The sequence below is a fragment of the Paenibacillus sp. FSL M7-0656 genome (genome assembly GCF_038003225.1).
GTDB classification, from domain to species: domain Bacteria; phylum Bacillota; class Bacilli; order Paenibacillales; family Paenibacillaceae; genus Paenibacillus; species Paenibacillus amylolyticus.
In genome coordinates, this window is record NZ_JBBOOT010000001.1 from 3,050,821 (window position 1) to 3,070,435 (window position 19,615).

At 42.9% G+C, this 19,615-nt stretch carries 22 protein-coding genes and 2 pseudogenes; 6 read left to right on the plus strand and 18 right to left on the minus strand.

The window, feature by feature from the left end; translation table 11 throughout:
* Positions 1–67 precede the first annotated feature (67 nt).
* A complete protein-coding gene (locus MHI01_RS13520; RefSeq protein WP_340983348.1) occupies positions 68–397 on the minus strand; it encodes a hypothetical protein in 330 nt (109 codons plus the stop codon).
* Between the two features lie 251 nt (positions 398–648).
* Here MHI01_RS13520 and MHI01_RS13525 point away from each other — a divergent pair, with 251 nt between their 5' ends.
* On the plus strand, positions 649–1,185 hold the full coding sequence (locus MHI01_RS13525) for a hypothetical protein (RefSeq protein WP_340983349.1): 537 nt from the start codon (positions 649–651) through the stop codon (positions 1,183–1,185).
* A gap of 101 nt (positions 1,186–1,286) precedes the next feature.
* Here MHI01_RS13525 and MHI01_RS13530 read toward each other — a convergent pair whose 3' ends face one another.
* Together MHI01_RS13530 and MHI01_RS13535 are read right to left on the minus strand one after the other, a co-directional pair.
* Positions 1,287–1,568: a hypothetical protein gene (locus MHI01_RS13530; protein ID WP_036672575.1), complete on the minus strand. Its 282-nt coding sequence runs from the start codon at positions 1,566–1,568 to the stop codon at positions 1,287–1,289.
* Positions 1,569–1,734: 166 nt separating this feature from the next.
* Complete coding sequence (locus tag MHI01_RS13535; RefSeq protein WP_340983350.1) at positions 1,735–3,033, minus strand: galactokinase; 1,299 nt, start codon at positions 3,031–3,033, stop codon at positions 1,735–1,737.
* 276 nt (positions 3,034–3,309) lie between these two features.
* Between MHI01_RS13535 and MHI01_RS13540 the strand changes: the two genes are divergently transcribed.
* The 3 genes from MHI01_RS13540 to MHI01_RS13550 are packed head-to-tail and all read left to right on the plus strand — an operon-like array spanning position 3,310 to position 6,294.
* Positions 3,310–4,566, plus strand: coding sequence for an MFS transporter (locus MHI01_RS13540; protein ID WP_340983351.1), 1,257 nt, complete (start codon positions 3,310–3,312; stop codon positions 4,564–4,566).
* Between the two features lie 59 nt (positions 4,567–4,625).
* On the plus strand, positions 4,626–5,552 hold the full coding sequence (locus MHI01_RS13545) for a DUF2268 domain-containing protein (RefSeq protein WP_340983352.1): 927 nt from the start codon (positions 4,626–4,628) through the stop codon (positions 5,550–5,552).
* Complete coding sequence (locus MHI01_RS13550) at positions 5,527–6,294, plus strand: MerR family transcriptional regulator (protein WP_340983353.1); 768 nt, start codon at positions 5,527–5,529, stop codon at positions 6,292–6,294. The genes MHI01_RS13545 and MHI01_RS13550 overlap by 26 nt, the downstream gene beginning before the upstream one ends.
* On the opposite strand, the gene MHI01_RS13555 is transcribed toward MHI01_RS13550, so the two are convergent.
* The 12 genes and pseudogenes from MHI01_RS13555 to MHI01_RS13610 form a co-directional block, all read right to left on the minus strand.
* Positions 6,263–6,616, minus strand: a complete 354-nt coding sequence (locus MHI01_RS13555) for a hypothetical protein (protein ID WP_340983354.1) — start codon at positions 6,614–6,616, stop codon at positions 6,263–6,265. The two genes, MHI01_RS13550 and MHI01_RS13555, sit on opposite strands and share 32 nt — an antisense overlap.
* Positions 6,600–6,821 (minus strand): annotated as a pseudogene (locus MHI01_RS13560) (nucleoside triphosphate pyrophosphohydrolase); the annotation flags it as partial. The gene MHI01_RS13555 and the pseudogene MHI01_RS13560, both read right to left, overlap by 17 nt.
* 174 nt (positions 6,822–6,995) lie before the next feature.
* A complete protein-coding gene (locus tag MHI01_RS13565; protein WP_017690437.1) occupies positions 6,996–7,355 on the minus strand; it encodes a hypothetical protein in 360 nt (119 codons plus the stop codon).
* 657 nt (positions 7,356–8,012) lie between these two features.
* Positions 8,013–8,303: a hypothetical protein gene (locus tag MHI01_RS13570; RefSeq protein WP_340983355.1), complete on the minus strand. Its 291-nt coding sequence runs from the start codon at positions 8,301–8,303 to the stop codon at positions 8,013–8,015.
* A gap of 13 nt (positions 8,304–8,316) precedes the next feature.
* A complete protein-coding gene (locus MHI01_RS13575; protein WP_340983357.1) occupies positions 8,317–8,799 on the minus strand; it encodes a DEAD/DEAH box helicase family protein in 483 nt (160 codons plus the stop codon).
* Between the two features lie 155 nt (positions 8,800–8,954).
* A complete protein-coding gene (locus MHI01_RS13580; RefSeq protein WP_340983358.1) occupies positions 8,955–9,281 on the minus strand; it encodes a nucleoside triphosphate pyrophosphohydrolase in 327 nt (108 codons plus the stop codon).
* A gap of 227 nt (positions 9,282–9,508) precedes the next feature.
* Positions 9,509–10,006 (minus strand): hypothetical protein, encoded by a 498-nt coding sequence (locus tag MHI01_RS13585; protein WP_340983360.1) that lies wholly within the window; start codon positions 10,004–10,006, stop codon positions 9,509–9,511.
* 40 nt (positions 10,007–10,046) lie between these two features.
* Positions 10,047–10,514 (minus strand): hypothetical protein, encoded by a 468-nt coding sequence (locus MHI01_RS13590; protein ID WP_315370776.1) that lies wholly within the window; start codon positions 10,512–10,514, stop codon positions 10,047–10,049.
* Between the two features lie 59 nt (positions 10,515–10,573).
* Entirely contained in the window at positions 10,574–11,059 is a 486-nt protein-coding gene (locus tag MHI01_RS13595) for a hypothetical protein (RefSeq protein ID WP_340983362.1), read from the minus strand.
* On the minus strand, positions 11,059–12,300 hold the full coding sequence (locus tag MHI01_RS13600; protein ID WP_340983363.1) for a WXG100 family type VII secretion target: 1,242 nt from the start codon (positions 12,298–12,300) through the stop codon (positions 11,059–11,061). Before MHI01_RS13600 ends, MHI01_RS13595 begins: the two co-directional genes overlap by 1 nt.
* Before the next feature lie 158 nt (positions 12,301–12,458).
* Positions 12,459–12,689: a hypothetical protein gene (locus MHI01_RS13605; RefSeq protein WP_340983364.1), complete on the minus strand. Its 231-nt coding sequence runs from the start codon at positions 12,687–12,689 to the stop codon at positions 12,459–12,461.
* 187 nt (positions 12,690–12,876) lie between these two features.
* Positions 12,877–13,392 (minus strand): HEPN domain-containing protein, encoded by a 516-nt coding sequence (locus MHI01_RS13610; RefSeq protein ID WP_181586772.1) that lies wholly within the window; start codon positions 13,390–13,392, stop codon positions 12,877–12,879.
* Between the two features lie 141 nt (positions 13,393–13,533).
* Here MHI01_RS13610 and MHI01_RS13615 point away from each other — a divergent pair, with 141 nt between their 5' ends.
* The gene (locus MHI01_RS13615; protein ID WP_076253421.1) at positions 13,534–13,875 is read left to right on the plus strand and encodes a helix-turn-helix domain-containing protein; all 342 of its coding nucleotides are present in this window, start codon (positions 13,534–13,536) and stop codon (positions 13,873–13,875) included.
* Between the two features lie 79 nt (positions 13,876–13,954).
* On the opposite strand, the gene MHI01_RS13620 is transcribed toward MHI01_RS13615, so the two are convergent.
* Together MHI01_RS13620 and MHI01_RS13625 are read right to left on the minus strand one after the other, a co-directional pair.
* A complete protein-coding gene (locus tag MHI01_RS13620; protein WP_076253422.1) occupies positions 13,955–14,689 on the minus strand; it encodes a restriction endonuclease in 735 nt (244 codons plus the stop codon).
* Between the two features lie 46 nt (positions 14,690–14,735).
* On the minus strand, positions 14,736–15,140 hold the full coding sequence (locus MHI01_RS13625) for a hypothetical protein (protein ID WP_340983365.1): 405 nt from the start codon (positions 15,138–15,140) through the stop codon (positions 14,736–14,738).
* Between the two features lie 264 nt (positions 15,141–15,404).
* Here MHI01_RS13625 and MHI01_RS13630 point away from each other — a divergent pair, with 264 nt between their 5' ends.
* Positions 15,405–16,253 carry a hypothetical protein gene (locus MHI01_RS13630; protein WP_340983366.1) on the plus strand — a complete coding sequence of 283 codons (849 nt, stop codon included), beginning with the start codon at positions 15,405–15,407 and terminating at the stop codon, positions 16,251–16,253.
* 96 nt (positions 16,254–16,349) lie between these two features.
* Here MHI01_RS13630 and MHI01_RS13635 read toward each other — a convergent pair.
* Positions 16,350–19,485 (minus strand): annotated as a pseudogene (locus MHI01_RS13635) (DUF3427 domain-containing protein).
* Between the last annotated feature and the right edge of the window lie 130 nt (positions 19,486–19,615).

Here is a 19,615-nt window from a genome sequence, read left to right on the forward strand (position 1 = left end):
CGGTATGCGGCCGGATAAGGGGTGTTTGTATTTTTTACTTGTTGATAAGAGAAAAATCCATTTTTCTTTAAAAACCAAATGTTAATCCTAAGTATTCGACTATGATCCATGAAGCAGGCCAAAGCAATGGAACATGAACAACCCAGTAAGGGGCTTTGAATCTTCCATTCTCGTAACTAATCCCACAATAAAAAATTGCAAATAATACGCCCAAAGGATATGTAAAAAGAATTTTAACTAATATATCACGGGAAGTATTGTATGTATGCGGAAACGGTGCAGCTAGAGACATACCTAGTCCAAAAAGAGCTATAGGCCAAATTAACAAACTAATTCCATACAAAACTAAAAAAAACAATAAATAATTGAAAAGCTTCTCATTCTTCCTCTTACTCATGCACCCTCCTGATTTCCTAATCGTATCGTTCAGCTTAATAAGCTTTATCAGAAGATTTTACAGTATATATATGGAAATATAAACACTTCGTTCCTTATTGATTATTAAAAAGACCTCCAACCATTGACCTTAATACTCCCCTAAGAATTAATAATCCTCAATGTTAGTCACTACTCATCTCTTTATTTACATGCATAATTACCAATTTACGGCTCATACTACCATAAGTAAATTATCGAAGGAGTGACAGCATGAGGTTAAAAAGTATCATCGCCGTTGGAGCCGTGTTAACCTGCTCAACTCTGTTATGGGGATGTGGTAATGGCACTGCGAATAATGCTTCTCAGCAGCAGAATGACACCGTTCGGTCGGAGAGCTGGAGCGATCCCAAACGACTGGAAGCTTCCCACCTTGAGGCGCTTGAGCGTATGGAGAAAGACCATATTCACCGAATGGTTTCGCTTAGCGCAAGTACAGATGGGGACAAAGTGATGACCACACTTGAACGATCGAGCCAAAAGTTGGAGGAGATGAGACCCCTAGCAGAAATGCTCCAGCACGAAGGACATCCGGCATTATTACAGCGAATCCAGGACATGTCCGGTGATATCCAAGGTTCCAAATCCGTCATTGCTGAGATGAAAAGTTTGCCTCAGGACGGTAAAATTAAGATCCAATCTGAGAACTCCGATTCTTTGCATCACATCAGCAGCTTCCGCGATTACCACCAGTATATTCAGGGACAAGTGCAATCTTTAGACGGTAAATCTACGCAAATGTCCCACTAATCTAAAAAATAGTTCAGAGAATCGTTACAGTCGGAATACGAAAATCCGATGGTTAACGGTTCTTTTTATTAACTTTATATTGTTATCCCTCTACTACAGCTTCATTCCACCCACAACGAAACCCAGATGAACATGCTAAACAGCAAGACTGGTGCAAGTGCGCCTGTGGCTAATATGATCCAAAGTGTCGCGGGCTTGATCCTTTGGCAGTATGTATCGACTTTGCGCATCCGATCTTTGCGCCACTTGGCAAACCTGAGCTGTCTGACCATCCGACTCAGAACTATTTGCCGCTGCTCGCCCTCTTCGAATTCATCGATCGCACGCCGCAACTCCTCGTATAATTGAGCCTCTTCCTGCCCAGCCACTGTAGGTGTAATCATCTGATCCTTCCTCCCATGAGAACATTATTGAGATATAGCCACTACTTAAATAACACATTACAGACCTTCAAGGTTTGAAGTTTTTTAAAAAAATGGACAATCTAAAAAGCCCGGGCATAGCCCGGACTTCGTTGAATTATGCTAGAACTATTTATTCAAGTGATTTTTAGCTCGCGTTAGCAATCAATGTATTCAGGCATACCGCGCCTTGTGCACGCACATTAACGACGATAATCGGCGTTTCCAGCATGTCGTGCATCCAGGACATATACTCTTCTACTTTTTCGTTCGGAAGGATCGTCAGAATAACCCCTGCGAATCCACCACCATGAATACGACAAGCGCCATCACCCAGGTTTTGCAGATAATTCTCGGTCAGTGCCAGCGCGATGCCAATCTCCTGTTCCTTCACAGCACCACTCTGATATACATTCTGCAACCACTTCCATGATGAGTTACCGGACGCCATAATCAGTTTCAAGAAATCAGCAAAACGTCCATCCCGCAACGCCTGAACTTGACCATCGACACGATTGTTTTCCTCCAGGAAATGAAGCGCACGCAGCACGGCACGATCCCCAGCAGCTTCACGAACCTTCTTAAGGTTGGCATAGATTGCGTCTGCTGTAATTTCCCGAACATACTCACTGCCGAGCGCCTGAGCAACCGCTCTCATCTCATACGGCACAGCAGCATAATCTTCCGTCAGATCAGCGTGGTTACCACCAGTATTCACAATGACTAATGAGTAACCGTTTTGTTGGAAATCCCACTGAACAGGTTCGATGACCGGCTGTGCAGGATTTTCAAAATCAATGGCAATCAGTCCGCCGTACGCACAAGCCATCTGATCCAACAGACCGGAAGGTTTGTTCCAATAATGATTCTCCGCATACTGACCGATCTTGGCCAAGGTTACAACATCCAGTGCACCGTCATTATAGAAGTGATTCAAAATCGTACAGATCAGCATCTCAAATGACGCCGATGAACTGAGTCCTGATGCCGAGAATACGTTACTGGAGATGTACGCTTGGAAGCCGCCAACCTGGTGTCCAAACTCTCCGAATCCCGCAGCCATACCGCGAATCAATGCTGTTGTGCCATCGTCTTCCGCATTTGGCGTAAGATTCGTGAGATCGATTACATATTTCTTGTCATAACCTTCTGAGTAAAACGTAATAACCGACTCCGCAGTTGGTGCAGCCACTGCAATCGTATCCAGCGTAATGCTGCCCGCCAGTACTTTACCATGGTTATGATCCGTGTGATTGCCGCCAATCTCACTACGTCCTGCCGCGCTGAACAACTTGCTTCCTTCTTGCGCGCCAAAGTATTCTTCGAACGTTGCGTTCAGCTTCGTGTAACGTGCAGTCTGTTCCTCTACTTGTGATTGTCCATACATTTGGGCAAGCAACGCTTGGCCCTCCGTGGATTGGATCAGATTCAATGGTTGTGTCGTCATTAATAATCCTCCTATGGATATGCAGCTTTTATTTTTGGGCTGTTGATGAACATGGTTGTCGCGTCTGTTTCATACCTTATTCCTCTCCCATTATCTCAGCTTCACAGCGGAAAAGGTAGGGTAGAATTGAAAGTTTGTAAGCGTTTTGTGAAGTTATTTATTGTAAAAATAGGATTGAAAACCATTTTGCAATAACTTAAATTTAGTTTAAGTGAAAACACATTATTTTCCAAAGTCAATGTTGCTATGCTATTCATCTTATTCGTGGAGGAAACGATGAAAATCAAATCGAATTATACCAAGTTATTCGGTGCTTTTTCGCTTACATTTTTGGGTGATGGACTTACACTTGCTGCGGTTCCTTGGCTCATATCAACCCTTACAAGCGATACGCTGTACGCCTCTGTCACCATGACGGCACTTCGTTTACCCTGGCTGCTATTCAGTCTGCCCGTGGGTGTTCTCATCGACCGTTACTCACGCAAACATATGCTGATTGGGGCAGGCTTTACGCGAATGATGCTTCTACTTGCTCTGACGTTATGTATCTGGGGTGGGTGGGTGAGCATTCCGATTCTGGCTCTGTTCATGTTTGGAATTGGCCTTAGCCGAGTGGTATTCGACAGTACAGTGCAGACGGTCATCCCTCGACTCGTAGATGAAAGTAAATTGGAGAAAGCGAATGGGCAGTTCACCGCCGGACAGTTAGTCACGAGTGATATTCTGGGCGTTGCCCTGGGAGGGTTTATTATCACCCTGCATATTGTTTTTCCTTTTGCCATAGACGCCGTAACGGCTGTTATTGCTCTACTCTTTTTGATCAGTTTGAAGGGAAACTTCTATCCAGGGGATACGGAAACAACCAAGAAGGAAGTTCGCCCGATGAAAAATTGGAAACGCGAGATGTGGTCCGGTATTCAATATGTCTATCATGATCGTTTTCTCCGTGGACTAGCCATTCTATCTGTTACCATTACGCTGATGTATTCGATCATTCTCGCTACTCAGATTTTCTTTGTACGAGATGTGCTTCAGTTGGATGCTTTTGCATTCGGTATTCTCATCTCCATTGCAACCATCGGCAGCATCGTGGGGAGCCAGGCTGTTGCTTATATGCGCAAGAAATGGAGTACAAAACAATTGATTCTCTCTTCCATTTTGTGCATGGGAATCATCTACGGTGTGGTGGGTCTAACTACAAATGCGTATATGGTAGGCGGACTGTACTTCTGTGCTGCATTTTTCATTATTGTCTACAATGTTACCCGTTCCTCCATCCTGCAACGTTCCGTTCCTAATGAGATGCTTGGCCGGGTCGGAAGTGTATTTCGCTTTTTGTCCTTTGGCATTAGTGCCATCGGTACGCTTCTCGGCGGAATATTGGTGCGGGTTAGTGAAACGACTTTTGATCGCGTATTCTCGCTGCAACTCCCTTACCTCTTGTTAAGCCTGATCTATATCCTGTCTGGTCTGATATTCGCAATGAAGATGAAGAATCATTCTGAGAGCCAGCAGCGTAACATCAACGCTTGACTGTAACGTAAGGTCATACTTGATAATGATCTCAAGCTTACATGAAGGAGAGACTAAGGATGAAGATTACCGCGTTACGTTCAGATCAAATCTATAAAGAGGTCATCCAGGCCGCACCCGATGAGAAAGTGGAGTTATACCGCGAGCGAATGATGAGTCCATTCATGAACAAATGGAACATTCAACAGATCCCGTTTCGATCTCAAGAACCTCACGGCTTCGACGTGATTATGATGAATAACTTTATGAATATCGCTCCAGCAGATATCACACCTGAGATTAACGAATCGTTAGCAGCGATCTCGTCTGAAGCATTTTGGCAACAGTGTCATGAAGCCGTTCGTACGAGTCTATCGACCTTTACGGATCACGGGATTGAGCTATCGGTCTCCGAATATCTATATACAATTTTATTAGGCGATAAGAACAGCCCTTCACTGAAGATGAACGAAGGCATCAGCGGAGATGGTGGAATCCCTGGTTATATTATTGCGAACCTGATCCCCAATGGATATACTCTACCTCGTATGCAATCGGTGTTGGCCCATGAATGCAATCATAACGTGAGGTATCAATATATCCAGTGGAATCCACAGATTACGCTTGGGGAGATGGTGGTTAGTGAGGGGTTGGCTGAGAGCTTTGCGACATCCCTGTATGGAGAAGAGTTGCTAGGCCCCTGGGTAGCCAAAACGGATATGGAGACTTTGAACAACGTTATCAAGCCGAAAATGAAAGACCAGCTGCATGTCACCGGTTTTGACCAGATTAATCCGTATCTATACGGCGATGAACTTGCCATAATGCAAAATTTCACTCCCGTAGGTATGCCCTATGCGGCTGGCTATGCCTGCGGTTATCACTTAATTCAATATTATCTGAACAAGACAGGTACACCGATTACCGAAGCCACCATCACTCCGGCAAGTGTTATCCTTGCGGAAACAAAGGAATTTTGGAATGAAGACACCCTATTTCACCGTTAAAGATATCATTCAGATTACTGGCATCACCAAACGTGCATTACATTATTATGATAAAACAGATCTATTAAAACCGAGCAAAGTCGAAGACAATGGCTATCGGTATTACGATCAAGAGGCACTGGGGAATCTGCAGATGATTCTGTTGTTCAAAGAAATGAATTTCTCATTAAAAGACATTGCGGCCATGATGCAACTTTCCAAAGAAGAACAAAAAGATATTCTAAGAGAGCACCGCAGCACACTCGTTCAACGCAAACAAAAGCTCGAAACCATCATCCATCAATTGGATGAGTATGTAGATGGGACGGATATCTCTCATCTTCATCTGTTTGACGACTCTTCCATTCTGTCCATTCAAGAACAATATGAATCCGAGGCGAGGTTTGTATATGGAGACACCGAGAAATATCAGGAATTCGAAGCCAATGTGAACCAACTGTCTGCGGAAGAGCAAGAACAAGCTTACCAGCAGTTCTCGGTCAACATGGAGCAGGTATTTCGGGAGTTGGCGAAACATCAGGATCGGTCCCCTGCTTCTCGTGAGGTGCAATCGTTAGTGCGTGAATGGAAGAGTTGCTTGGAACAATTTATGAGCTGTGATGCTGAGATTCTGAGATGTATCGCGGAGACCTATACGACGGATCGTCGCTATGCGGGTTATTTTGATCAGTTTGGTGATGAGGACTTTTTGAGGTTTTTGTATCAAGCGATTATGGTTTATGTGGAGAGTAAAGAAGTATAGTCTCTTCGAATCGCCTCATGCTACCCTTCGCCCCGCTCCACATAGACATCGGCATGTCGATAATCAGTTTCTCAATTCGTGGATCAACCTCACAAAGTGCCCGCAAACCTTCGGGCTGTGTGATATACAGATAGTCTCCCGCGAGCATTCTTACTTCTGCCCCACGTTCTGTTGCCAACTTCAAATGCGGGGCAAGCAGCTTCACCCCAGACTGCATAATAAAGGACGTCATAATATAAATCCCGGATGCATGCTGCATCCGGGCAATCAGTTCGTCTGCCAAGTTATCTGTAATGAGTTTAACGTTAAGCTTCGTCGACATCGATCAAATACACTCTCTCCTGAAATCCACCGCGCGCCTCGGCTTTGTCCGCCCGTAGCTTATCCAACTGCGCCGCATTCGCTCCATGCACCTCCGCCAGCGCTCGGATCACTTCGAGCATGTCGGCCAGTTCTTCCTGATCGCTTCCTGCACTCATGTACTCATCCGATTCTTCTTGCAACTTCGTTCTTACTTCTTGCTTCATGGCTGGAAAATTGATGAGTACCTTGAAAGATACTTTCATACAATGAACCTACACGCATTCTGGACCTGAAGGAGTAATGAGCAGCTTATAAATTTACAAAGTCTAAAGATCATCTCTGAATTGACACTTATAGAGGAATCTACACATTAAAATGATGGAATGAATACAGCGGCCTTAATTGGCCGCTGTATTCATTCCATCCATCTTTACTGCTCTATAGTAAGTCTCATTATCTTTTACTGCAATATAATCGTCTGTCTCTACATTTTTTACTTTAAATAATTTTGTCCCTTTTTTATACTTGTTGGAGAACAGATTCGGTAATTTATTACTTTCATTTGTAGAGTATTTTTTAATTGTTCCAATTTCGATTTCCACATCAGTTGTAGTAACAGTTTCAGTTGTCACCTTGTAAATCCCATTCTCCCAAGTTACGACATCAAATGCCCAACTTTGAAGTTCATTATGACCTGAGTTTGAGCATGCCACAAGTAACAACATTGAAGTCAGAATGAATACAAAAGTCCTTCTCATAAAAAAACCTCCCACTACAAAATGTTGTTATCTCATAATCCGGAAAATTCGAACAGCAAGAATTTAAAGCGCAAACATGTACATAATATTACCAATAATGTTTTTTTATTGTACACACTAAGCTGTGTAATTCATCATGAAATTCTGTAAATTATCATCTATGTCAGAAGTATGGTCGTAGGAAAGTTAAAAAAACTTGGAAGAAGCGCCTGCGAAGCGGCAGTAGCCCGTAACCAGATGTCAAATACTTTACCTAAATCCATCTAAAAAACGTTCTGTCTTTGATTACGGTAAGCTCTACATGTAAAAAGTATTTGCTGAATTCATCAGAATACTTTGATTATGCTGAAATGCGATAGAATAAATAAAGATCTGCAACTTCAGGAACAAAATTATAGATTTCATCCTTAGAAACTTTAAATTAGAAATTCGTTAATCAGGTTATATTTTTGCCTTTCCGGCAATCCGTACAAGTTTAATCGCTCTTCATTTGTATTAAAGTAAGCTAACCTGTTCGTTGGTTTACTGGAACAGATTAAATATCACGCTCTAAAGTCCACTTTCTTAAACAGTGAACCGGAGATTTTATCTTCAGAGAGCGATTTGTGCTTTTATCTCATCACTTTAGCTCTGACATTATATTAACTAGGTAACAATCTAATCTGCAATGACACAATGTTCTTGTCCCTTGATATAAGTCGGGAGGCGTCCAAGTTCTCGTTTGACGCCCAGAAAATCCTGATGCAATTTCTCGCGGCGTGGCACCCGCTTGCGGCTTAACTCCTGAAGCAGATTCACCACTCGGGTATCCAAATGAATGCCATCCAGCAGGCTAAGCTTCACATCTGCATTGCGGTAATTATCTATCAGGTCGATGATAACACAGTGTGACTTTCCTTCGGCTGCATAGATCGTTTCCACATGTTCCTCTTGAAGTTGAACGTTCATGAGCTGTTCTTCATCATACTTCGTGCCGATCCAGCGAATCTACGAATAATCCGTGTCGTCGAATACCCCATAATATTGAAATGGCGCCAGCCGGGGTCGCCGTAACGCCCAGCAAGAACTTAGGCTGAAAATGCTCAATCACCGGCATATACGTCTTCGCCGCCGCATGATGGAACTCATCCACCACGCCGGCAAGGTTGTCTCGTGGTAGAAGCTCTGCATGAATTCTGTCCAAAGCCATCTGGAACGTATACGGCTCCGCTTCCGCATTCATCGCCAGATTCCATTCATACCCCGTCTTGAGCGCCGTGAACGAAAAGTTAGACGAGCCGACAATCAGCAGTCCTTCCCCGTTGTCATGATCGAACAGATACGCTTTCGGGTGAAAAGAAGTGCCCATACTTCGCCACAGCCGTGTCTCGATTCGTGGATCAACCTTACACAGCGCCCGCAATCCTTCTGGCTGTGTTATGTACAGATAATCTCCTGCGAGCATTCGCACCTCGGCTCCACGTTCTGGCCCGTTTCAAATGCGGAGCAAGCAACTTTACACCAGACTGCATTATAAAGGACGTCATAATATAAATCCCGGATGCATGCTGCATCCGGGAAATGTGTTCGTCTGCCAAGTTATCTGTAATGAGTTTAACGTTAAGCTTCGTCGACATCGATCAGATACACTCTCTCCTGGAATCCACCGTGTGCCTCAGCCTTGTCCGCCCGTAGCTTATCCAATTGCGCCGCATTCGCTCCATGCACCTCCGCCAGCGCCCGGATGACCTCCAGCATATCAGCTAGTTCTTCCAAAGCTTCCTGATCACTCGCTGCACTCATGTATTCTTCAGACTCTTCACTCAGCTTCGTTCTTAATTCTTGCTTATATTCCTCCCGGTCAAGAATACGCGTCCGTAATTCCTTACCGCTGGATGTGATAATATGCGGGATCTTGTCCCGCACCAATTTGTTGTATGTAGGCATGTGGTATAACATCCTTTCTGCTGTGGAGGTTTTCCAGCTTTGCGCCAGAATCTCCCTTTTTGCCATTATACCATTTGCCATGAAGAGCGATGGGTTGATTTTGTAAAGTAGTTGGGATGGAATGATGAGATAAAAACAACCCATGACTACTCATATTCGAGTTAAAGCGGGCTCTCGATTATACGTATGTCCGATTGTTCGACTCCCGCTCTGGAGTCAGAAGGATTCTACCCCAAAAGTTTCGCAACAATAGCATTCGTATCCATCATTTCTTTATCAATCTCGACCAAGCAAGTGTCATCATCCATAGCTGGTTCATAACCGATTCTAACTTTTTCAATTGCATACTTCTTCTTAATATCAAGAATATACTCTATTAACTTCTGAGCATTTAACGTTGTCTCTGAATTTTCTCCGCTGAACAACTCCTCTTCAGGAAAATTCATAACGATATCTCCAGATTCCTCATCGAATGAAAACACAATCATCACGTCGTTATAGGTATGACCTAGGTTAAGCTGAGATAATAATATATTCCCCGTTCCCTTAGGAGAAAGAATCTCTTCAAGGCTCTCTATTTGCTGAAATTCAATATCGTTTTTACTACGGTTATCATAAAAGTGAGAACTTTTGATCCGATCCACCTGAATGTTCAAATCATTCTTAATGAATCGATCCAGATTATTTTTGTTAAAATCAATTAAAATGATTTCTAAACTTTGCACAATACAGACCCTCTTACATCAGGTAATTCTTCATATCACATTAATTCGGTATTGTAGGCGGATGTAGTTGCTTATGTTCCAAACCAAACCATTGCTCAATATGATTACATAACAATGGAATGTCTTGAATGGCTTGCTCACAGATTTCTTTATATGAATCTTGAAGCACTTCCTCAAGTTCCAAATTCACTTGATATGCCTCAGTTTGTTTAGCATGGTGCACATCCGCTGGCTCAATGACATAATTTTGATTTTTGGTTAAAGGACTTACATAGATCATCCACTCAAGGTTTCCCTTAAAGTGCTGAATACAATGCTTTAATTCCTCGTAAAGCTGATCAGCGTTATGGAATCTAAAATAAAAACCCGCAGGTTTCTCATATATCCGATTCGGATTATACATCTCTGTTCTATTCCATTCATACGAACCTAATTTGGCCAAGGTATACGCCATAAGTTCCGGCATAAGCACCTCTTTCTTGCTTTTTAGATAAATACTTTTTGACACGATACCCACCTCACTTGAGAGTACGAATCATGGGCTGTTGATTTTATGTCTCATAATACTCAAATCGAATCGGGATTCACATAACACCATTCGGATTGAATTGTAGTTTTCAAAATTTTCTCCAGATCAGATAAGGTATATATCCAGTCATCCTCGATCCATATAACCATCTGTGGCTGTCTCATAAGAAAATGATATAGAAAGATTAGAGTAACCTCTTCATTTTGATAAACTTCATCTAAAATCAGCGTGTTAAAATATACTCTCCCATCATCTCTCCATTCCAATTCTCTATATTGATATTGAACAGGTTCATCATATACATCGACTCTGATGTTATTCTTTTGCTCACTATGGCCCAACTCTTCTTGGTCTGAAAAGGTTATTCCCAAGGAGCAATGTTTCATGTTCTGTTCTGAATCTGTATCTTCAATTCCAAAAACTAAAGTTAACTTTGCATCCAGACAAGCTTCTTGTATATCCTGGATCAAACGCTCAATGGGAATATTACTATTTTCTTCTACTAAAACAAAAGCAGATGCCATTACTTCAGTACCTCCCTTAATTCTTCTAACGAGTTAACCACTTTGACACCCTTGCTCTCAATATAATCGATTTTCTCAGATGCAATTCGACCCGTATTTTCTAGTGGCGCGTCTATATATAAAATAACTTCCTTCTTCTTGTAATTGAAAAATTCTTTATTATTCATATCCACTAATCTATCTATTTGGTCTGTTTTCACTGCTCCCGCTGACTTTTTCACTTCAATAATTTGTGAGTTCGTTACAACATCCAAATCCGTAACTCTTAATTTATTTTCTGCATTTTTAATTTCCACCCCAAATCCAGTTACCCCGACATGCCGATCTACAAATTCACCAACTTTTCCTTCAACAGCTTTCCCTGTGTCTCGGCTATGTTTTGCAGCTTCTATAGCATTGGTAATATTTTTGGGATTGTGCTCTACCCAAACGATTTTGTTTCCAGCTTGGTTAGTATACTCCACTTCTAATCCTTTGTTCGTTTTGCTGACCATTGGGTTATCGTGCAATATTTTGGTTTGAAGGTGACTAGGCGTTACTTTTCTGTCTTTCGGTAATCTTAATCCCTCTTTCGGAACCTTATAACCCTTATTATACGTTCCTGTAAAAGCCAACACGAGCTTAGCAGTCTGTAAACCTCCAATAGAAACTGCTGCTTGCCATGCAGGTATGGATTCTCCAGTTACGGGATGATGACCTTCCTTAAATGCGCTGATCTGTTCATCATATATATCTCCCCCACTAGACACCGGTTGCTTAGGCCCAGCCCTCATTTCCTCATAGGTACCACCCTGTTCCCAATACTTAACAAACTCCTTTTGCCCTGGCATCCCATCCTCTGCTTCACTGGCAGGCATGTTAACTCCAAACAAAGGGTTATATACCATTCGTCGTTGTTCTTCTGTGTTACTTATATTATGGTTCATCATTGTATGGACAGCAATCTGTCCAGCAACGGCTCCCAAGCTCACCTGTTCCTGATCTGCTTGTTCGAATCTCTCAGCAATCGCGAACAGATCTTGGGATGACTTAACCATACTTTCCAGTGCTCGATCAAGTACTGAACGTGACTGCTGAAAATCATAGAAAAATCGTTCTTGTGTTGCTCCCGCCCACTGAGACTGGATGAATCCGATCCGTGCGGTCAGGTCATTACGTATACCCTCCAACTGCTGCCTACCCTGCTCGATCTGTCTGGATACATACAACAGTTGCTCTGGTGTCACTTTAATTGTACTCATATCATTCTCCGCGTTTGAAATAGGATTTTACCATGTTAGCAGAAGCTTGATGTATATACACCCTTCTAACATCCTGATTTTTCCTTTCTCACCAACAATATTTCCAACAACGTACTTCATAGGTCCTAATTTAAAGGAAATCTTCTTATTCTCTTGATTTAATAGAAAATAATTAACAAACACACCAACGGGCACGCCGTCAACAATGCCGCTGTAAAACTGATCTGTGCCGCGACTCGTCCTCCGGTAAACTCTTGCCGTGAAAAGAACATCCAGATCGAGAGGTACGTAGCGCCTAGTGGGAATGAAATTATCCCGCTAAACGTACTCGGTTCCATATACCCAATCATCATGCTTTTACCAATTAGGATTAATGTAGCCAATTCCATTATAGATAATATGAAAAACGCGATAGCAATTACTCTTTTCAAAATGTACACCTACTTTCCAGATGCAAAGCAAAGAGCATCCTTTTTAATCTCTGCATCATATATCCTTTATTTGGATGATGACATCTTGTAAGCGTAACACAGATAAATCAAACATTTAACCCAAATGATCAATTAAAAAAACATCTTACTCTGATGAATCCTTCATCAAACGTGCAGATAGATCATCCAATATCTCTTCCGTTCGTTGAATAAGACTTTCGATGTTGTTTAGTTTTAGTGGTTGATCGTGTGGACAATCCTCCAAAGATGACATATGTTGCATCGTGCCGATGAACAATGCAATATCCAATCCGAGTTCAGTGTCCGTATGCACTAAAGGCAAGATTTCATTCATGGTGAGTTCTTTGGGGGGATGAACTGAATGATACTTATGGATATAAAGCGCCTTAATCATGGAAGCTAGAGCCCAATCACATAGAATTAGGCAGGCTTTAAACTGATTGTGATTACACATGATGGCGGCAAGTTTGAGATGATACTTAGCATGTTGGTGGTAGGCCATTATTGTGGTACGTAGCATGTGGTAAGCAGGAGTATGTTTGGAACTAGGTTGTGTGGAGATATCATGGTCTTGCAAACGTGGGGTAAAATCTACTTGGTGATTACAATGTGCTACGGTTATGGACCAATTTCTTGCCATTGTCATCCCTCCAAAGAGTTAATACCAGTATTATACAATAAAATGATACATATAGTAATCAATTAGATTATTTGTATTCTTCGTTTGGTGTTTACCTTGAGGAAACTTGTCTACACTTTTGAACATAGAGAGGTGAATACCATGAACGAGGACAGAGAAGTTCTGAAGCTGGTCGGAGCCAGAATTCGCGCACTACGCAAAGAAAGAGGGTATTCACAGGAATCCCTCGGAGAAAAAGGTGGATTTCATTTTTCATACATAGGACAGATCGAACGTGGAGAAAAGAATGTTTCTTTGGTGAACTTGGCAAAGATCGCTGAGTCACTTGAAGTAAACTTAATACAGCTTTTCGCTTATGTAGACGAGGATTTTCATTTCACAGAGTCAGAAGTAGTTATACAGGAGATTTTAGAAATGTTAAGAGATGCCTCCCCTGACAGTATTCAACTAACCAAAAATGTGATACGTGAAATATTAAAGTAATCTTGAACATAAAAATAACAAAGGCAAGGCAGCTTAAAACTGCTTTGCCTTTGTTTCTACGTCATTTTATTGAGGTCACTCAGATAGCTTTCGTTTTTCTACAAGTAGGGTAGCTGCTACATCCCCAAAATTCCGCCCCAGCTTTATTCTTACGTTTAACCATTACAGCACCACAACTACATTTGATTTTAGATAATACTTTAGAGGAAGCTTGCTCCTTCTTGATCGGTTCAACTTTTACCTTTTTACTGGAAGGCACCCATTTTCCCCAACTGCGCAGCTTGCTGTCTACTAAACCACCGTGCCAGTAATCCACTTTGAATTGATCGGCTTCTTTTCTTGCTGGACCCGTAAGATCAGATGTGGTCACGATTAGAGACAAAATACAGTCATGATTCCTTTTCGCACCTACCAGCTCACGAACAGTCATTACTTGCACCTTATTATGATCGGCATAACATTTGGCTTGGACTGCTGTTTTTTCACCGCGCTTATCCGTAATAACCAAATCTACTCCTCCATCTTTACCCCCAACGCCAACTTCTTTTACGGTATAACCATTGTCTCTAAAATAGAGTGTAAGTAAACGTTCGAACTCTGCTCCGGTCATTTTATCTAATGGTAAAGTTAGAATCACTTCGTCTGATCTACACGTAGAGGAGGCACGATTAAATCCGCTACTCACAGTTTTTTTAGTAGTCTGTTTCTTCCGTGGGTTGGACTTTTTTCTTTTTTTCTTTTTAGAAGGCTGTAATAGTCCAGCAACAACTGATAATGTAACAACACCAATAACGAGCCATATTATTTCATTCATTCACTTATTCTCCTTAGAACTTATAAAAATATAACCGATTCACCTTTTAAATGGCTTTCATACTTTTAGCAATACGAAGTATAGTTTTTTCGTTTTCATCAAAAAAATCTTTTGATACTTTAACGTAGTAGTTGTATTCAATTTCATCATCAGACATCCAGGATAACTCCAGTAAAACCATCCCCTGCTCATAACCAACCCACATATCTGCCTTTACCCCGCTATCGAGTTTTAAACTTTGATATTTCATCGATTCTGATACTGAATCATCTATACCTTCGAAAACATGACTACCATATACTCGAATATCAATATCCGGGTTGCCCACATATAGCTGCTTCCCATCCCCATTATCTGATTCCTCTCCTGCTATCCAATCACCAGGATAACTAATACTGAAGCCGAATCTGCTGTTATGATATGTGATCCACTCTACGATAGTAAATGGCACGGATATATTGCTGGTTATGATAAGGGTAGTTGGAACCTAGGTACCTATAACAATGTTCAAGCTAACGCAGAAAGTCATGCAACAAATACACAGATGGGGCCGTTTAGATTTACAAGTGTATCTTATAAAAATTCAAGTGGAGTTTGGACTGTAAATGATACAGCCCCAACCGCTGGTAGCCCTTATTCGGTCAGTAAGACCAATAATGCAAATTTCCGAGTCTATGGACCTTAAACTTAATCTTTTATAAGGAGGATAATGATAATGAGAAATAAAAAGTGGTTTCTTGTCGCAGCAGCAGTTATCGTCCTAAGCGGAGCATTTTACATGAGCTCTATTTCTGCCGAAAGTCCTACCCAACTAATCCAAGATCAGCTTATTAAGGAAGGAGTGGTTATTTCTAAAATCACCACCCAAGAGAAAAATTTAAAATTGGAAACAAAATCAACTTCTACTTCTGGAGAAGCAACCATAGAGGATATTAAAGCCATCCGAAAAATCCGAAATGAAGTAAGAAGTGGTGTTAATGGAACCTCACAAATCCAAAATGTTGATCTCACGATCACAGGCAAAAATGGTCAAAATATATACAATGGTGTTTCTAATGATATTACCCGAATACCAGACTTCTCATCTAAGATTGTGGGTAAGCTCGATTCTGAATCAGTCCAGAACGCTATATATAGTGAACTGAAGGCAAACGGTGTAACTGTGAAATCGGCGAAAGTTACGGATAACGAGCTAGGTGGAAAGTTCGCCTCGATTGTGCTTACAACGGAAATCTCAGAGGTAAACAGTCTTGATCCTAAAATTGAGCAATGGATCACAGCGCTTAATGATTCTGATGGCATTGGAGTTTCTCAATATGAACTGACCATTAATGATAAAAGTAATCATTCAACGTTATTATATTTGACAACAGATCTAGTGTACCGTGATTTTTATTGGTGGCAGTCTCCTGCTCTAGGCGATGAAGTTTGGACAAAAAACAAACCAGAAAGTCAAGAATCAGCTACTAGTAAAGACAAGGTTCCAGCGACAATTGAAGAAGGCATACATGCTGGGCCCTCTGGATCAGATAACAATGGGTATGAAGGGCCTCAATTCAAATAATAATAACGGCTTTTATCTAACTCTCTTTTGAAAGACACAACACACTCTCTCTGGATTTGAGGAGTTTCTGTTGTGTCTTTTGTTATTACATATAACTCACACAATACACTTATTCGCCACCGCCACCATCTTCGCAGGCATCTCTTCCCTTAACCGCCACACGAAGCTCATCGGATCGTTACCTTCATGACTCACATAATCTGCTTCACCCAGGAAGACAAATGGAGATGTATAGCCATGCTCCTCCTTATACTCCCGCACGAACAGCACGATCCGATTACCTGTCTCACGATGCTGAATATAACGCCGCGCGGTAGCCGTATGCTCCGACACCCGGCTCTGAGTCTGCCAATGGAAGAGACGCTCATTAATTGCATAGTCCTCATACAGCGTGGAGGGTGAGAAGTCTTTGTCCGATTTGTTCAACGTAATGAAGAAAATATCAGTCTGCTCATTGGCAAAATACTTCACGCCTTCACGGAAGGCGGGTGATTGCTCAGCGTTCCAGTAGCCAAAGGCGGCAAGCACTTGGTCGATCGAGTACATACAGTGGATATCCAGTGGACAAGTGTACGGGAACGAATTACTTTTATCCACAAATCGCAGATGAGCCAGATTATATTTAAAAATATCCACAAGTTCTACTCGGAATGCTTCACAAGACAGCACACGCTGCACACCCTCTTCGATGCTGCTCAGTCCTAGCTTCTCGGGCGCAGCTCGATGGAAGGTGTAATAGAACATAATCAACATGCGCCGTTCATCGGCGGTCGCGGTTTCTTTACCTTTTTCAATATAGTCAATCAGGAACGTCAGCCAGCTTCGGGAGTTGATCGTCAACACAGATGGCAATCTGCGAATATACTCCTCGTGTTCATCTTCAATAGGTGCTGTTAATCCGGCTTCGGCCAACATGCCACGGAAATACCTTTTGCCCGTACGTCCACCATACAATTCAACCAGTGTCATCCCGTAATGCTCTACAAAATGAGCCAAGGTCAGCGGCAGTCCGGTGTCTTGCTGAAACGTTTGCAGCTTCTGGATCAGCGCTCTGCGATTGCGACTCATTTGCTTGAGATTGCGCATAATGTATTCTTTCGCTTGCTTTTCCAATTGAATGAACGTGCCGCGAGGCAGGTTCGAGAAGCCGTTCTCGACGTAGTACGAGATGGAATGTTTGGTGGCGCCGATCAGAGCACGGAATTTATCCTGGAACCTGTACTCCTGATGTGCTTGTCCGATGAAGTCGAGCACGGTCAGGCACTCTTTGCCATCTGCCATCCGTAGTCCACGTCCCAACTGTTGCAGGAATACGGTCAGACTCTCGGTAGGACGCAGGAACAGGATGGTGTTCACCTCAGGGATATCCACGCCCTCATTATACAGATCCATGACAAAGATCATGCGCAGTTCCCCGTTCACCAGTTGTCCCTTCGCAGAATGACGCTCCTGTTCGTTCGACCCGCCATGAAGGGCCATGGATAGAATGCCGGCTTCGTTAAATATTTTGGCCATATACAGCGCATGATCCACCCCTACGCAGAAACCAAGCCCCTTCACATCATCCAGATCGGTTACGTATTTGTTCAGACTTTGGATGATCTGGTTGGCACGGATTTTGTTATGAGTGTAGAGCTTCTCCAGTTCGTTCAGATCGTAGCCTTTACGCGACCACTTCACCTGAGATAGATCGACCGAATCGGTGACGCCAAAATATTGAAAAGGGCTCAGGAGCTTGCGGTCAATTGCATCGGTTAGACGGATCTCGGCGGCAATCGTATGATCGAAGTAGGCGGTAATGTCTTTGCCATCCATCCGTTCAGGCGTCGCGGTGAGTCCCAGCAAAATCTTCGGTTCGTAATGGGACAACAGCTTCTGGTATGAAGGTGCAGCCGCATGATGGAATTCATCCACAATGATGTAATCGTAATAGTCTGGGCTAGTGATCTCCGTCAGCTTCATGGAGTTAAGACTCTGAATACTAACAAACAAGTGATCCAGCGCCTCTGCTCGGTAATTCCCGACATGCAGCTCACCAAAGTTCATATCCTTCAGGATATACCGGAACGTGTCCCGACTTTGCTTCAAGATTTCTTCCCGATGGGCAACAAAAAGCAGCTTTGCTCCCGTATGGCTTGCCCGGAATCGCTTGTAGTCGAAGGCAGAGATGACCGTTTTGCCAACGCCTGTGGCGGCGACGATCAGGTTGCGGGTTCGTCCATACAACGTACGCTCGGCGTTCAGCTGTTCCAGCACTTCTTTTTGGTAATCGTAAGGCTGGATGTCGAGGTGAAAGTGGTTGGACTGATCTTTTTTACGATTCAGAGCCGCCTTCAACTGTGCCTCATGCCCTTCATCCTCAGCTACATATCGCGTGAATTCACGGTCATTCCAGTAACTCTCGAAGGTCGCTTCAATCTTGCGCAGCACATCGAGTGAATCTTTCTCCGTCACCTTGAGGTTCCACTCCATACCACTGGTCAGCGCTGGGTTGGATAGGTTAGAGGAGCCGACATAGGCTGTTGTGAACCCGGTATCGCGGTGGAAAATATACGTTTTGGCGTGCAGCCGAGTCACTTTGGTATCATAGGAAATCTGGATTTCCGTGTTAGGCAATTTGCTAAGTTCAGTAATGGCCTTGAGGTCGGTTGCTTCCATATAAGTCGTCGTGATGATCCGCATCTTGCCTCCGCCAGTCGTGAACTGTTGAAGCTGTTCCAGAAGCAGGCGAAGCCCGCTGAATTTGATAAATGACACCAGCCAATCGATCCGATCGGCGGTCACGATCTCCTTTTGCAACTCCAATAACATACTCGGCTCGGACTTGGCACCTGTGAACAAAGAGCTTTGGGAGATCGGCGTATCTGGACGAACGATTTTGGTATCCCGGACCGCACGAATGCTGTTCAGCTTGGAATACACAAGGGTCAACACTTCCCCCTGCTCATCCAGTTGCAATTCGTTGTACTCTTCTTCCCCCAGTGTGCCTTTCAGGGTAGCAATAATCTCATTACACGTTCGGATCTGTGCCAACACTGCTGTCTTATCTTCTGTCTGTTCCCGTACAATCTTGAGCGCTCGCCGGGTCACCGCCGCCAAAAGTGGACAGTAGCTTGCGAGCTTCCTCTGCATCTAGCTTCTCGGTCCCGATGTTGTACACATCCGGGTCCAGCGCCGAAATCTCATGCTTGGTGATTGTGTTGATAAGCTGTTCATATATGCCTTGTTTCATGAATGTACCTCGCGAGAGTTAGGAAGGTTGTGGATAGTTCTCTATGTATATGTAGCTGAAAGTTGCTTCTTCTATATTATCGACCAATCTGTGGAAGATTTCATTAATTGTTTGATTTCATAGAAAAAGC